The sequence below is a fragment of the Microbacterium oryzae genome, assembly GCF_030406385.1.
Classification (GTDB): Bacteria; Actinomycetota; Actinomycetes; order Actinomycetales; family Microbacteriaceae; genus Microbacterium; species Microbacterium oryzae_A.
The window spans coordinates 13,764-26,938 of record NZ_JAUEPM010000009.1; the positions used below are offsets into that span (position 1 = coordinate 13,764).

Below are 13,175 nucleotides of genomic sequence, written 5' to 3' on the forward strand. Positions count from 1 at the left end.
TCTAGCCGTGCCATCCGTCGCCCTCAGCGCCGGGCCCTCCGCGCGGGCTCACGCCGGTGCGTACATCGCGACGCCCTCGTACGTCCAGTTCGGGTCGTTCTCGCGGAGCTCGCGCGCCTCGGCCGCGTTGGCCGTGTAGAAGTGCTTCTCGAACTTCGCGCTCCAGAAGCGGTGCACGGGCACCGTGCCGGCCTGTCCGGAGGCGGCGGTGCAGAAGCCGACGCCCTCGTACGCCCAGTTCTTGTCGCCCGAGCGCACCTTGGCGGCCTCGGCCGCATTCGTCGTGTAGAAGTGCGAGGCGAACTTCGACGACCAGAATCGGTGCACGGCAACGGTCCCGGCCCGGCATCCGCCGTTCGAGGCAGGCCAGACGCGGAAGTCGGTGCCCTCGTAGGTCCAGTTCGGGTCGGAGCGGCGCAGCTTGTCCGCCTCGGCGCCGTTCGCGGTGTAGAAGTGCGCGTTGTCGAACTTCGAACTCCAGAAGCGGTGCACCGCCACGGTTCCCGAGGAGTCGACCTTCGGTCCCCCGCCGCTCGACGGCCCGAACCAGTCGGTGTAGTAGTTGTAGAAGTTCCGGTTGCCGTACGACGCGCACCGGTCGTTCGACGCCGCGTACCCTGCCGCGAGCGATGCCTGGTTCGGCTGGTACGGCGTGTAGTAGTAGAGCGCCGCGGTCGCCTTGTTCGCGATGCGCACGGGGCCGGAGCCGCAGCTCGCGTCGGGGTGCCAGCGCACCTGGGAGGTCTTGCCGACGGGGTACCAGTTGAAGTAGCTGTCCTTGCTGTACCGCTGCAGCTGGTGCGCGGCCATGTACACCTGGTTCTGGAAGCCGAAGTATCGCTCGTCGCACGCGGCGTCATCCGGGCACGCGTAGCCCATCGCGATGTCGTACCGCCAGTCGCTCGGCCAGTCGTGCGTGACCAGGCCCTGCTCCTTCTGCAGCATGACGAGGAGCACCTTCTCGCTCACCCCGCACGCACGCGACACCTTCGCGATGATCGTCGCGGCCGACTCGCGCGACGCGCCCTGATAGGTGCCAGCGCAGTACGCGTCGGCCTTCTTGGTGGCCGTCTGCTGCGCGAAGTCCTTCAGGCACGTGTAGCCCCGGTCGCAGTTCGGGACCTTGCCGTTCAAGAAGGACTGGATCTGCGCCGCCGTCATCGTGCCGGAGGTGTACATCGCGGCATCGCTGATGAGGTTGCCCGCGTCGAAGCCCGACAGGCTCACCGAATGGGCGCCGTCGTCCTGAGCCGCGTACTCGCCCGGGTCGGCCTCGTCCTCGGTGTTCGACCCGATGTAGTCGCCGTCCTCCGGCGTGGGGATGTCGGCTGCCGCGGTCGCGGCCGGCCCGCTCTCGGCAGCGGCGGCCTGGGCTGCCGCGGCCTCGGGCTGCGTCACCGGGGCGGCGACCGCCGCCGTAGCGGGCATGAGACCGATCGCGAGGATGGCCGAGACGACGATTCCGAGGGCGGCCCGGCGCAGGGGGGTGCGGCGGGAGGCGGAGCGGGGGTGTGACACGCGACCAGTATTCCAGAGCGGCCGCCGGTCCGCTGACCGGCGGCCGCTCCGGATGCGGTCAGCGCCCGCCTGCGGTGAGGTCGCCGTCGCCCTGCTGCGCGATCACCGAGGTCACCGTGGCGTCCTCGTGCCGTCGCGGATCGGCCGCCACCGCGGCGGCGCGCGGCGACTTCCGCAGCCGCTTCTCGACGAGCCGGGCGACGAAGGACAGCAGCAGGCACAGGGCGATGTAGATGCCGCCCATGACGATCGCCGCCGGGATGTAGGGCCGCCCGTACTGCAGCTGGCCGCCGATGAGCTTGGCCACGTAGAGCAGCTCGTCGTACGTGATGATCGAGCCGAGTGCGGTGTCCTTCAATGTCACCACGAGCTGCGCGAGGATGACGGGGAGCATGGCGGTGAAGGCCTGCGGCAGCAGGATGAACGTCATGACGCCGGTCTTGCGGAGCCCGATCGCGTAGCCGGCCTCCGTCTGTCCGTTGGGCAGGGAGACGACGCCCGCCCGGATGGCCTCGGCCATGACGGAGCCGTTGTAGGCGATGAGCGCGACGACGACCGCGACGTACGGGCTTACGGAGACGCCGATGCTCGGCAGGCCGTAGTACATGATCATCATGAAGATCAGGACCGGGATCGCGCGGAACACCTCGATGATGACGGTGAACGGCGCCCGCACCCAGGCGTGATCCGAGAGGCGGCCGACCGCGAGCACGACGCTGAGCGCGAGCGCGCCGATCGCCGCCGAGATGAAGGCCAGCACGGTCGAGCGGAGCCCGTGGAGGATCTGCTCCCAGATGAGGGAGTAGCTGAAGATCGACCACTTCTGCGCGCTGAGCTGACCGGTGTCGATCATGAGCCAGATGATCCACGCGAACAGCGCGACGATCACGAGGACCGTCACCGCGCCCAGGATGCGATTGCGCAGGATGGCCCGGGGCCCGGGGACGTCGTAGAGGACCGAGGTCATCGGATCACCTTCCAGCGGGTCTCGAGCGTTCGCTGCAGCCAGGACAGCAGCAGCACCATGACGACGAAGAAGGCCGCGATCCACAGCAGCACGACCATGGCGGGCTCGCCGCGCTCACTGAGGTTGGCGCGCATGGCCCCGAGCTCGATGACCGAGAACCCGGCGGCGATCGTCGTGTTCTTCAGCAGCGCGATGAGCACGCTCATCATGGGCGGCACGACCGAGCGCACCGCCTGCGGCAGGACCACGAGCGTCATGACCTGGCCGAAGGAGAGACCGATGGCGCGAGCCGCCTCGGCCTGACCGACGGGCACGGTGTTGATGCCCGAGCGCAGCGTCTCCGCGACGTACGTCGCGGTGTAGAAGCCGAGGGCGAGGATGGCCAGGGTCGTGTAGCTGACGTCCACGAGCTTCAGCGCGGGGAACCCGAGCGCGAAGAAGAAGAAGATGAGCGTGAGCGGGGTGTTGCGCACGAAGTTCACGTACACCGTGCCGACCGCCCGCGCGATGGGGACGGGTGAGACGCGCATGGCGCCGACGATCAGCCCCAGGACGAGGGCCATGAGACCGCTCACGACGAACAGGCGCACGGTGTTGCCGAGCGCCAGTCCCCACAGGTCGAGGTTGTCGAGCAGGGTGCTCATGCACCGGCTCCTCTCAGGGGTCGGGGATCGGAGGGGAGCCGCGGCGGCCGTCCGGGACGGCCGCCGCGGCGGGGATCAGTACTGGTCGACTGCGGGCTGCTCGGCCTCGACGCCGGAGGCGCCGAGGTTCGAGTCGAAGATCGCCTGCCACACGTCGGCGCCGTCGCTCAGCGTCTCGTTGAAGTGCGTGCGCAGGGCGTCGTCACCCTTGGCCAGGCCGATGCCGTACTTCTCCACGGAGAACGGCTCGCCGACGACCTTCAGCTCCTCCGGGTTCTGCGCGGCGTAGCCGATGAGGATGAGCTCGTCGGTGGTGACCGCGTCGACGGTGCCGTTGAGCAGGGCGTCCACGCACTGGGTGTACGTGTCGAACTCCTCGGTCTTCGCCTCGTAGTTGTCGCGGATGTTCTGGATCGGCGTGGAGCCGGTCGCCGAGCACACCGTGACGTCGGAGGTGAGGTCGGCGTCGGACGTGATGTCCTCGTTGTCCGCCGCCACCAGGAGGCCCTGGCCGGTCTCGAAGTACGGGCCGGCGAAGTCGATCTGCTCCTTGCGGGCGTCGGTGATCGAGTAGGTGCCGACGTAGTAGTCGATGTCGCCGTTGACGATGGCCTGCTCGCGGTTCGCGGACGGGATCGCCTCGAACGTGATCTGGTCCTCCTCGAAACCGAGAGAGGCGGCCATCCAGCGCGCGATGTCGATGTCGAAGCCGGTGCGCTCGCCGGTCGTGGCGTCGAGGTAGCCGAGCCCTGGCTGGTCCTCCTTGACGCCCACGACGATCTCGCCGGCCTCGCTCGCGCGGTCGAAGGTGGGGCTCCCCTCGAGCTGGACGTCGCTGGCGACCTCCCAGGGTGTGCTGGTGCTGCCGGTGTCGCCTTCGGGGGCGGCGCTTCCCGTGCTGCCCGGGGTGCCGCTGTTGCAGGCGGTGAGGGCGAGCGCCGCCGTGACGGCGATCCCCGCGCTGGCGATGGTGCGGAATGTGCGCATGTGCGCGTCCTCTCTCTCGGTTTTCGGTCGGACCGGAGCGCACATCGTCGTACGACTCCGGAGTCTGCGTCAGTGCGTGATGAGCTTGGAGAGGAAGTCCTTCGCGCGCGCCGACTTCGGGCGGGTGAAGAACTCCTCGGGCGTCGCCTGCTCGACGATCTGGCCATCCGCCATGAACACCACGCGGTTGGCCGCCTTGCGCGCGAAGCCCATCTCGTGCGTGACGACGATCATCGTCATGCCGTCATGCGCGAGACCGACCATGACGTCGAGGACCTCGTTGATCATCTCGGGGTCGAGTGCGCTGGTGGGCTCGTCGAAGAGCATCACCTTGGGGCGCATGGCGAGGGCGCGCGCGATCGCGACCCGCTGCTGCTGACCGCCGGACAGCTGGGCGGGGAGCTTCGACGCCTGGTGCCCGACGCCGACCCGGTCGAGGAGCTCGCGCGCCTCCTTCTCGGCCTCGGCCTTCTTGAGCCCCCGCACGCGGATGGGCCCCAGCGTCACGTTCTCGAGGATCGTGAGGTGCGAGAAGAGATTGAAGGACTGGAAGACCATGCCCACCTCGGCGCGGAGGTTCGCGAGGGCCTTGCCCTCCTTGGGCAGCTCCTTGCCGTCGATCGTGATCGTGCCGCTGGTGATCGTCTCGAGGCGGTTGATCGTGCGGCACAGCGTCGACTTGCCGGAGCCCGAGGGTCCGATGACGACGACCACCTCGCCGCGATCGACCGTGAGGTCGACGTCCTTCAGCGCCTGGAAATCTCCGTAGTGCTTCTGCACGTCCTTCACGACGACGAGGGGCTCTGCCATGGCTTCACCCTAGGGCGTGACGACGTCGCCGACGAACATCCCCGCGGGGAGCTTTATCGAGTTGTGACGCCGACGCGGAGCGTCAGGCCGCCGAGCGCTGCGCGAACGCGGTCTCGTACAGGCACACGCTGGCAGCAGTCGCGAGGTTCAGCGACTCAGCCCGGCCGTAGATCGGCAGGCGCAGGGCGCCATCGGCGAGGGCGAGCGCCTCATCGTCGAGACCCCGCGCCTCGTTGCCGAACAGCCATCCGGTCGGCTGCGCGAGCGTGCCGTCCTGTCGGGCGGCGAGCAGGTCGTCGCCCTTCACGTCGGCCGCCACCACGCGCAGGCCCGCTGCGCGTGCGCGGACGACCACGTCGGTCAGATCGGCATTCACGGCGACGGGAACGTGGAAGAGCGACCCCGTCGTGGAGCGCACGACCTTGGGGTTGTACGGGTCGACGGTGCGCCCGGTGAGGACGACGGCGTCTGCGCCGGCGGCGTCGGCTGCGCGGATGATCGTGCCGAGGTTCCCCGGATCGCGCACCTCCTCGCAGATGGCGATGAGCTTCGGCTCGGCCGCGAACACGTCCTTCAAGGCGGTGGGGTTCTGCCGTGCCACCGCGACGAAGCCCTGCGGCGTGACGGTGTCGGCCATCGACTCGAGGACGGGCTCGGTGACGAACTCGATGTCGACCCCTGCGTCCACGAGCGCGGCGCGCAGATCGGCGTGCTTCTCCAGAGCGGTCGGGGTCGCGTAGAGCTCGACGATGACGTCCGGCGCGTAGGCGACGGCCTCGCGGACCGCCTGCGGACCCTCGAGGAGGAACAGCCCCGTCTCCTTGCGGGCGTCGCGCCTGGCCAGCTTCGCTACCGCCCGCACGCGGGGGGATCGGGGATTCTCGAGCACGCCTCAAGTCTACGGACATGCGAAGAGGGCGCCCCTCGCGGGACGCCCTCTTCGGGAGATCGTGTCAGATCACGCGGCCGACTTCGGCGCGTTCACGTCGGCGGGCAGCGCGTTCCGCGCGACGTCGACGAGCGCGGCGAACGTGTTCGGCTCGTTGACCGCCAGCTCGGCGAGCATGCGCCGGTCCACCTGCACGCCCGCGAGGCCGAGGCCCTGGATCAGGCGGTTGTACGTGAGGCCGTTCGCGCGGCTCGCGGCGTTGATGCGCTGGATCCACAGGCGACGGAAGTCGCCCTTGCGCTGACGACGGTCGCGGTAGGCGTAGACGAGGGAGTGGGTGACCTGCTCCTTCGCCTTGCGGTACAGGCGCGAACGCTGACCGCGGTAACCCGAGGCGCGCTCGAGGATGACGCGACGCTTCTTGTGCGCATTGACTGCGCGCTTGACTCTAGCCATTCTTCATACTTCCTAACGAACGTGCGTCGCGCTCAGCGACCGAGGAGCTTCTTGACGACCTTGAGGTCGTTGCCCGAGATGACCTGGTCCTGGTTCAGGCGGCGGGTGCGGCGGCTCGACTTGTGCTCGAGGTTGTGGCGCATACCTGCCTGCTGCTTCTTGATCTTGCCGCTGCCGGTGATCTTGAAGCGCTTCTTGCTGCCCGAGTGGGTCTTCTGCTTCGGCATCTTCTTCTTTCCTTGCGTCTGCGCCCCACGGGGCGACGTTGTGGCAACCCGCCGAAGCGGGAAGTTCTCGGGACTACTCCCCTTCGGGAGCGGTGGTCTTCGCGTCGCGCTGAGCCTGCTTGTTGGCTGCGCGCGCGGCGTTCTGCTCGGCCTTCGCGTCGGACTTGTTCCGATGCGGGGCGATCACCATCACCATGTTGCGACCGTCGATCGTGGGCCGCGACTCGACCGAACCCAGCTCCGCGACGTCCTCGGCGAACTTCTGCAGCAGGCGCACACCCTGATCGGGGCGCGACTGCTCGCGACCGCGGAAGAGGATCATGGCCTTGACCTTGTCGCCGGCCTGCAGGAAGCCCTCCGCACGCTTGCGCTTGGTGTCGTAGTCGTGCTGATCGATCTTCAGGCGGAAGCGGACCTCCTTGAGGACCGTGTTCGCCTGGTTGCGGCGCGCTTCCTTGGCCTTCTGGGCAGCCTCGTACTTGAACTTCCCGTAATCCATGATCTTGACCACGGGCGGACGGGAGTTGGGGGCCACCTCGACGAGGTCGAGATCTGCCTCCTGCGCCAGGCGCAGGGCCACCTCGATGCGGACGACGCCGATCTGCTCGCCTGCCGGGCCGACGAGTCGGACCTCTGGCACGCGGATGCGCTCGTTGGTGCGGGGATCGCTGATGCGGAACTCCTTGGGTCGGTATCCGAGCCACCGCGCCTGCGGGGATCGCGGCGCGGGCGGGAGAGTCATCAGCATCCACCCGAGCACGACGACACGCATCGGCTCGACACCCTGTGCAACTCGCGCGAACGCGAGCGGAGTGTGCATGACCCGGTAGCCTGGAACGGCAAGCGCGGGTGGGAACTGAATCCTCTTTCGTCCGGAGAAGACTCCGGAGCCCGCAGAAGTCTAACAGAGAGCGGACCATGAGCGCCATTCCCGCGGACAACTCCCCCTTCGACGCCGAGCGCCACGCGCGCTGGGAGGAGCAGGAGCAGGCCGCCGCCGAGACATCCGCAGTGCGCGACATCGCCGACGTGGCGGCTGTGGAGGTCATCGCCTCCGGCTGCGTGCACCTCATGAGCGCCGCCGCCGTCAAGCTCGGACTCGTCGACGCGCAGGATGCCGACGACTACGTCGACCTCGACGAGGCGCGCAAGCTCATCAACGCCCTGGCAGGACTCGTCACCGCCGCTGCCCCGGAGATCAGCGACATGCACGCGCGTCCGATCCGCGACGGCCTCCGGTCCCTTCAGCTGCGCTTCCGCGAGCTCTCCCGCATCCCCGACGCCCCCGGTCAGGGCCCCGGCGAGAAGTGGACCGGCCCGGTCGTCTGACGGCGGGCCGTCATCCGACCGCCGACCGGCTCATCGCCGGTCAGCGGTCAGGCCGCGCCGAGCTTGACCTGGAGCGAGTCCACGAGGACGGCGATCCGGTCGTCCGCCGCCCAGCGCCGAGCCAGCCGCTGGAGGACGGCATCGAGCTCTGCCTGGTCGAGCCCCGCGACGAGCGAGAGGCGCACGATGAGCTCGGGGCCGGCGAGGCGCGCGCCCGGATCGCCCGGCTCCGCGCCGATGTCGACCACGGCGAGCTCTCCGGCGATGCTGTCCTGCAGGCCGAGGAACACGTCGGGATTCGCCGACGCTGGCTCCCACGGCTGATCCTGCGCGATCGCCCACACCGCGGGGCGTCGCACGACGAACTCCGTCGGGCTGGTGGGATCGAGCACGATGAGGTCGGTGTCCTCGCCCGCCGCGGACAGCGCGGCACGCGTGCCGGCGACAGGGATCGGGCGGGCCTTCGGATCCCACGCGGCGAGCGTCTCGACGCAGGAGAACAGCGGAAGCACCTTCCGGCCATCCGGAGCGGCGACGGTGACGATCGACAGCTCCTGCGTCTTGTCGACCGCGAGGCCGTGCGGGCCGATGCCCTCATCGCCCTTCTCGGCGACGAGCGGCACGAGCACTCGCGCCGTGCGCAGGGCGTCGACGACGGCCGTCTGCGTTCCGCTGGCGTCGCGGAACGCCGTCAGCGCCTGCCACAGCTTCGGGTCGGCGGAGCCGTCATCGCCGGCTGCCGGGTTCGGCTGGAAGCGGCGTCCCTCCCAGGGGACGCCGGCGGAGTCGGTCGCGCCGTCAGTATCCGGCGACATCCAGCGCCTCGGCGAGCGTGAAGGCGCCCGCGTAGAGGGCCTTGCCGACAATCGCGCCCTCGACCCCGAGCGGCACGAGCTCGCGCAGCGCGATGATGTCGTCGAGGCTGGAGACGCCGCCCGAGGCGACGATCGGCTTCTGCGTGCGCCGAGCCATCTCGCGCAGGAGCTCGAGATTGGGGCCCCGCAGGGTGCCGTCCTTCGTGACGTCGGTGACGACGTAGCGGCTGCAGCCGCCCTCCTCGAGGCGCTCGAGCACCTCCCAGATGTCGCCGCCCTCCTGCGTCCAGCCGCGCGCCGCGAGGGTCGTGCCGCGGACGTCCAGGCCGACGGCCACCGCGTCGCCGTACCGGCTGATCACGGAGGCCGTCCACTCGGGGTTCTCGAGGGCGGCCGTCCCGAGGTTGATGCGCTGGGCGCCGGTCTCCAGCGCCGCCTCCAGCGAGGCATCGTCGCGGATGCCGCCGGAGAGCTCCACGTTCACGCCGCGGACGTGCTTGATCACGCGACGGAGGATCGAGGCGTTGCTGCCGCGGCCGAAGGCCGCGTCGAGGTCGACGAGGTGGATCCAGTCGGCGCCCTGGCTCTTCCACGCGTCGGCCGCCTCGAGCGGGTCGCCGTAGCTCGTCTCCGAGCCGGCCTCGCCCTGGGTCAGGCGCACGGCCTTCCCGTCGGCGACGTCGACCGCGGGCAGCAGCGTGAGAGCGGGAGTGGATGCGAAGTCGTTCATATCACCTCGTGCTTGCAGGCATCTCCTGCCGACGCACGAGTCAAGAGACTAGACCGCCGTCGGCCCCGACTCCAACTCCGCGCCGGGAGCGATCAGCGACGAAGGGTCTCGACCCAGTTGCGGAGGAGCTGGATGCCCGCCTCGCCGGACTTCTCCGGGTGGAACTGGGTCGCCGCCAGCGGCCCGTTCTCGACCGCTGCGAGGAAGGGGCCGCCGTGGTCCGCCCAGGTCAGCACGGGCTGCGGGAACGGAGGGTCGACCTCCAGCTCCCACTGCTGCACGGCGTAGGAGTGCACGAAGTAGAAGCGCTCGTCCTCGATGCCGCGGAACAGCCGCGACCGCTCCCCCGCCTGCACGGTGTTCCACCCCATGTGCGGCACGACGGGCGCGTCGAGCTCCGCGACAGTTCCCGGCCACTCCCCGAGACCCTCGGTCTCCACGCCGCGCTCGATGCCGCGTCCGAAGAGCACCTGCATGCCCACGCAGATGCCGAGCACTGGGCGCCCGCCCGCGAGGCGGCGGTCGATGAGCTCGCCGCCGCGGATGGACTCCAGCTGCTCCATCACGGCCTGGAACGCACCGACGCCCGGCACCAGGAGGCCGTCGGCGCCGAGCACGGTCGCACGGTCGCGCGTGAGCTCGACAGCCGCGCCGGCCGCCTCGAGCGCCTTGACGGCCGAGTGGACGTTGCCCGACCCGTACTCCAGGACGGCGACGCTGGGCCGCTCGGCGCTCACAGCGCGCCCTTCGTGGACGGGACGCCCTGCACCAGCGGGTCGAGCGCCTTCGCCTGGCGGAACGCGCGGGCGAAGGCCTTGTACTCAGCCTCCGCGATGTGATGCGGGTCGCGGCCGCCCATGACGCGCACGTGCACCGTCAGCCCCGCGTTGAACGCCAGTGCCTCGAAGGTGTGACGCACGAGCGACCCCGTGAAGTGCCCGCCGATGAGGTGCTGCTCGAAGCCCGCCGGCTCGCCGGTGTGGACGAGGTAGGGCCGACCGGAGATGTCGACGACCGCCTGCGCCAGTGCCTCGTCGAGCGGGACCAGCGCGTCGCCGTAGCGGGAGATGCCGACCTTGTCGCCGAGCGCTTCGCGGATGGCCTGGCCCAGCACGATCGAGGTGTCCTCGACGGTGTGGTGCGCGTCGATGTGGGTGTCGCCCGTCGCGCGCACCGTGAGGTCGGTCAGCGAGTGCTTCGCGAACGCCGTGAGCATGTGGTCGAAGAACGGCACCGACGTGTCGATGCTGCTCCTGCCCGTGCCGTCCAGGTCGAGCTCCAGCTCGATGCTGGACTCGCTCGTGGAACGGGTGCGGCGCGCGGTTCGGGTCATGCCCCGATTCTAGTCGCCGGTTGCGCGCGCCCTCCTCGAGTCGTCAGCGGCCGATGGCTGCGAGGGCATCGAGGAAGGCGCTTGTCTCCTCCTCGGTGCCCGCCGTCACGCGCAGGTGGCCGGGAATGCCGATGTCGCGGATCAGCACGCCGCGCTCGTACAGCGCCTGCCACGTCGCACGAGTGTCGTCCACGCCGCCGAAGAGCACGAAGTTCGACCAGGTCGGGTAGACGGTGTACCCGAGCGCCTCGAGGGTCGCCGAGATGCGGTCGCGCTGCTCGACGATCTCGTCGACCATGCCGAGCATCGTGTCCGCATGACGCAGCGCGGCCGACGCCGCCGCCTGCGTGAGGGCGCTGAGGTGGTAGGGCAGGCGCACGAGCCGAAGCGCATCGATGACCGCGGGGTCCGCGGCGAGGTACCCGACGCGGGCGCCGGCGAAGGCGAACGCCTTGCTCATCGTGCGCGAGACCACGAGCCGCGGTCGTCCGGGAAGCAGCTGCAGCGCCGACGGCACGTCGCGGGGCGCGAACTCGCGGTACGCCTCGTCGACGATGACGATGCCCTCCGACGCCTCGTACACCGCCTCGATCACGTCGTTCTCCATCGGCGTCCCGGTGGGATTGTTCGGCGCGCAGAGGAACACCACGTCGGCGCGGGCGGCGGCCACCTGCTCGGCGGCGCTCTCGAGGCTGAGCGAGAAGCCGGGCCCCCGCTCGCCGGAGACGTAGGTCGCGCCCACTCCGCGCGTGAGGAGGGAGTACATCGAGTAGGTGGGCGCGAACCCGAACGCCGTGCGACCGGGACCGGCGAAGGCCTGCAGGAGGTGCTGGAGCACCTCGTTGGAGCCGTTTGCCGCCCAGACCTGTTCGGGCTGGATGCCGTGGCCGAGGTAATCCGCGAATCCCTCGCGCAGCGCGGTGAACTCGCGGTCGGGGTAGCGGTTCACGTCGCGCAGCGCCAGTGCCACCGAGTCGGCGATGTCGTCGGCGACCTCATCGGGGATGGGATGCGTGTTCTCGTTGACGTTCAGCGCGACGGGGAGGGGCGCCTGCGGGGCACCGTACGGCTGCTGGCCACGGAGATCGTCGCGCAGGGGCAGGTCATCGAGTGAGACGGTCACCCGTCTATGCTAGAGCGCCGCCGCGGGCGCTCACCCGGCGGTGGAGTAGGCGGCGGGGATGGCCAGCTGCTGACCGGCGGCGATGACGCCGTCGCGCAGCTGGTTGAGGTGCAGGATCTCGTCGACGACGTCGCGAGGGTCGGCCTCGGGGGCGACGGTCTCGGCGATCTCCCACAGGGAGTCCCCCGCGCTGACCGTGACCGTGTCGAAGGTGCCGGCGGGCGCGCTGTCCGCGCGGGAGGCGAGGGCGGCACCGCCGCTGAGAGCGCCGAAGCCGATCGCGGCGACGACGGGGGCTGCGGCGAGACCGGCGAGGACGCGGCGGCCGCGCAGGGTCAGGCGCAGACGGGTGGCGGGAGCCGGAGCGGAGCGATGTGCGCGCATGGCCTTTCCTTCCTGTAGGTCTCTTCGGCTGGGACGGATCACCGCGGATCCCCTCACCGAAGCGATGTTCCGAACCTATCTTCGATTTCCGGGCGGTGTCAAGAGTTGTCTTCGAACTGCTCTCACGAGGAAAGCCCGACACGCTCGAACAAAGCTCCCCGTCTCGGGGAGTGTCCGCTAGCGTTTTCCTCGACGGGACCACCACACCACGCACCTCCGACATTCGAGCGGGGCAGCGAAGGAGCACGGACATGACGGATGCGGGTACGCGCGAGGAGAAGCCGCGCACGCGGCGACGCAAGAGCCTGAGCGACAAGCAGCTGGCCATCCTCGAGGTCATCCAGCGCTCCATCCAGCACAACGGCTACCCGCCGAGCATGCGCGAGATCGGCGACGCTGTCGGCCTGAAGTCGCTGTCGAGCGTCACCCATCAGCTGGGCCAGCTCGAGCTCAGCGGCTACCTGCGGCGCGACCCGGGCAAGACGCGGGCCATGGAGGTCCTCATCGACCTGCCCGGCTCCGCTGCTGAGAACCCTGCCGACGCGGGCCCCGCGGTGGGCGACGCCGCCCTCGTCCCCCTCGTCGGACGCATCGCGGCCGGCGTGCCGATCACCGCCGAGCAGCAGGTCGAGGAGATCTTCCCGCTCCCCCGTCAGCTGGTGGGCAAGGGCGAGCTGTTCATGCTCAAAGTCAGCGGCGAGTCGATGATCGACGCCGCGATCTGCGACGGGGACTGGGTCGTCGTCCGCTCGCAGGGCACGGCCGAGAACGGCGACATCGTCGCGGCGATGGTCGATGGCGAGGCCACCGTCAAGACGTTCCGTCAGCGCGACGGCCACACCTGGCTGCTGCCCCGCAACTCCGCGTTCGAGCCGATCCTCGCCGACGAGGCCGTGGTGCTCGGGAAGGTCGTGGCCATCCTCCGCTCCGTGTGAGGCGAGGTGAGACGACGAGAGAGCGGGA

The 13,175-nt window shown here is 69.8% G+C and carries 17 protein-coding genes; 2 read left to right on the plus strand and 15 right to left on the minus strand.

Features of this window, described 5'->3' with window-relative positions; all coding sequences use genetic code 11:
- Positions 1-48: 48 nt before the first annotated feature.
- The 9 genes from QWJ90_RS12750 to infC all read right to left on the minus strand — a co-directional run bounded on the left by QWJ90_RS12750 (position 49) and on the right by infC (position 7,240).
- Positions 49-1,518, minus strand: coding sequence for a hypothetical protein (locus tag QWJ90_RS12750; RefSeq protein WP_290108237.1), 1,470 nt, complete (start codon positions 1,516-1,518; stop codon positions 49-51).
- 58 nt (positions 1,519-1,576) lie between these two features.
- Entirely contained in the window at positions 1,577-2,485 is a 909-nt protein-coding gene (locus QWJ90_RS12755) for an amino acid ABC transporter permease (protein WP_290108238.1), read from the minus strand.
- Positions 2,482-3,129, minus strand: a complete 648-nt coding sequence (locus tag QWJ90_RS12760) for an amino acid ABC transporter permease (protein ID WP_290108239.1) — start codon at positions 3,127-3,129, stop codon at positions 2,482-2,484. The genes QWJ90_RS12755 and QWJ90_RS12760 overlap by 4 nt, the downstream gene beginning before the upstream one ends.
- Positions 3,130-3,204: 75 nt before the next feature.
- A complete protein-coding gene (locus QWJ90_RS12765) occupies positions 3,205-4,116 on the minus strand; it encodes a glutamate ABC transporter substrate-binding protein (protein WP_290108240.1) in 912 nt (303 codons plus the stop codon).
- A gap of 69 nt (positions 4,117-4,185) precedes the next feature.
- Positions 4,186-4,926: an amino acid ABC transporter ATP-binding protein gene (locus QWJ90_RS12770; protein WP_290108241.1), complete on the minus strand. Its 741-nt coding sequence runs from the start codon at positions 4,924-4,926 to the stop codon at positions 4,186-4,188.
- Positions 4,927-5,008: 82 nt separating this feature from the next.
- Complete coding sequence (locus QWJ90_RS12775; RefSeq protein WP_290108242.1) at positions 5,009-5,815, minus strand: TrmH family RNA methyltransferase; 807 nt, start codon at positions 5,813-5,815, stop codon at positions 5,009-5,011.
- Between the two features lie 69 nt (positions 5,816-5,884).
- On the minus strand, positions 5,885-6,271 hold the full coding sequence (gene rplT, locus QWJ90_RS12780) for a 50S ribosomal protein L20 (RefSeq protein ID WP_156241778.1): 387 nt from the start codon (positions 6,269-6,271) through the stop codon (positions 5,885-5,887).
- 32 nt (positions 6,272-6,303) lie between these two features.
- Positions 6,304-6,498, minus strand: a complete 195-nt coding sequence (rpmI, locus tag QWJ90_RS12785; protein WP_067026090.1) for a 50S ribosomal protein L35 — start codon at positions 6,496-6,498, stop codon at positions 6,304-6,306.
- 73 nt (positions 6,499-6,571) lie between these two features.
- Positions 6,572-7,240, minus strand: coding sequence for a translation initiation factor IF-3 (gene infC, locus QWJ90_RS12790; protein WP_156243349.1), 669 nt, complete (start codon positions 7,238-7,240; stop codon positions 6,572-6,574).
- A 176-nt stretch (positions 7,241-7,416) separates the two neighbouring features.
- Between infC and QWJ90_RS12795 the strand changes: the two genes are divergently transcribed.
- Positions 7,417-7,827 (plus strand): DUF1844 domain-containing protein, encoded by a 411-nt coding sequence (locus tag QWJ90_RS12795; RefSeq protein WP_290108243.1) that lies wholly within the window; start codon positions 7,417-7,419, stop codon positions 7,825-7,827.
- A gap of 47 nt (positions 7,828-7,874) precedes the next feature.
- On the opposite strand, the gene QWJ90_RS12800 is transcribed toward QWJ90_RS12795, so the two are convergent.
- The 6 genes from QWJ90_RS12800 to QWJ90_RS12825 form a co-directional block, all read right to left on the minus strand.
- Entirely contained in the window at positions 7,875-8,642 is a 768-nt protein-coding gene (locus tag QWJ90_RS12800; protein WP_290108244.1) for an SseB family protein, read from the minus strand.
- Positions 8,626-9,372 carry a bifunctional 1-(5-phosphoribosyl)-5-((5-phosphoribosylamino)methylideneamino)imidazole-4-carboxamide isomerase/phosphoribosylanthranilate isomerase PriA gene (gene priA, locus QWJ90_RS12805; RefSeq protein WP_290108245.1) on the minus strand — a complete coding sequence of 249 codons (747 nt, stop codon included), beginning with the start codon at positions 9,370-9,372 and terminating at the stop codon, positions 8,626-8,628. The genes QWJ90_RS12800 and priA overlap by 17 nt, the downstream gene beginning before the upstream one ends.
- A gap of 92 nt (positions 9,373-9,464) precedes the next feature.
- Positions 9,465-10,109, minus strand: a complete 645-nt coding sequence (gene hisH, locus QWJ90_RS12810) for an imidazole glycerol phosphate synthase subunit HisH (RefSeq protein WP_290108246.1) — start codon at positions 10,107-10,109, stop codon at positions 9,465-9,467.
- A complete protein-coding gene (hisB, locus tag QWJ90_RS12815; protein ID WP_290108247.1) occupies positions 10,106-10,705 on the minus strand; it encodes an imidazoleglycerol-phosphate dehydratase HisB in 600 nt (199 codons plus the stop codon). Before hisB ends, hisH begins: the two co-directional genes overlap by 4 nt.
- Positions 10,706-10,748: 43 nt before the next feature.
- Positions 10,749-11,828 (minus strand): histidinol-phosphate transaminase, encoded by a 1,080-nt coding sequence (locus QWJ90_RS12820; protein ID WP_290108248.1) that lies wholly within the window; start codon positions 11,826-11,828, stop codon positions 10,749-10,751.
- A 30-nt stretch (positions 11,829-11,858) separates the two neighbouring features.
- Complete coding sequence (locus tag QWJ90_RS12825; protein WP_290108249.1) at positions 11,859-12,212, minus strand: LysM peptidoglycan-binding domain-containing protein; 354 nt, start codon at positions 12,210-12,212, stop codon at positions 11,859-11,861.
- Between the two features lie 251 nt (positions 12,213-12,463).
- Here QWJ90_RS12825 and lexA point away from each other — a divergent pair, with 251 nt between their 5' ends.
- A complete protein-coding gene (gene lexA, locus QWJ90_RS12830) occupies positions 12,464-13,147 on the plus strand; it encodes a transcriptional repressor LexA (RefSeq protein WP_156241786.1) in 684 nt (227 codons plus the stop codon).
- Positions 13,148-13,175: the final 28 nt, after the last annotated feature.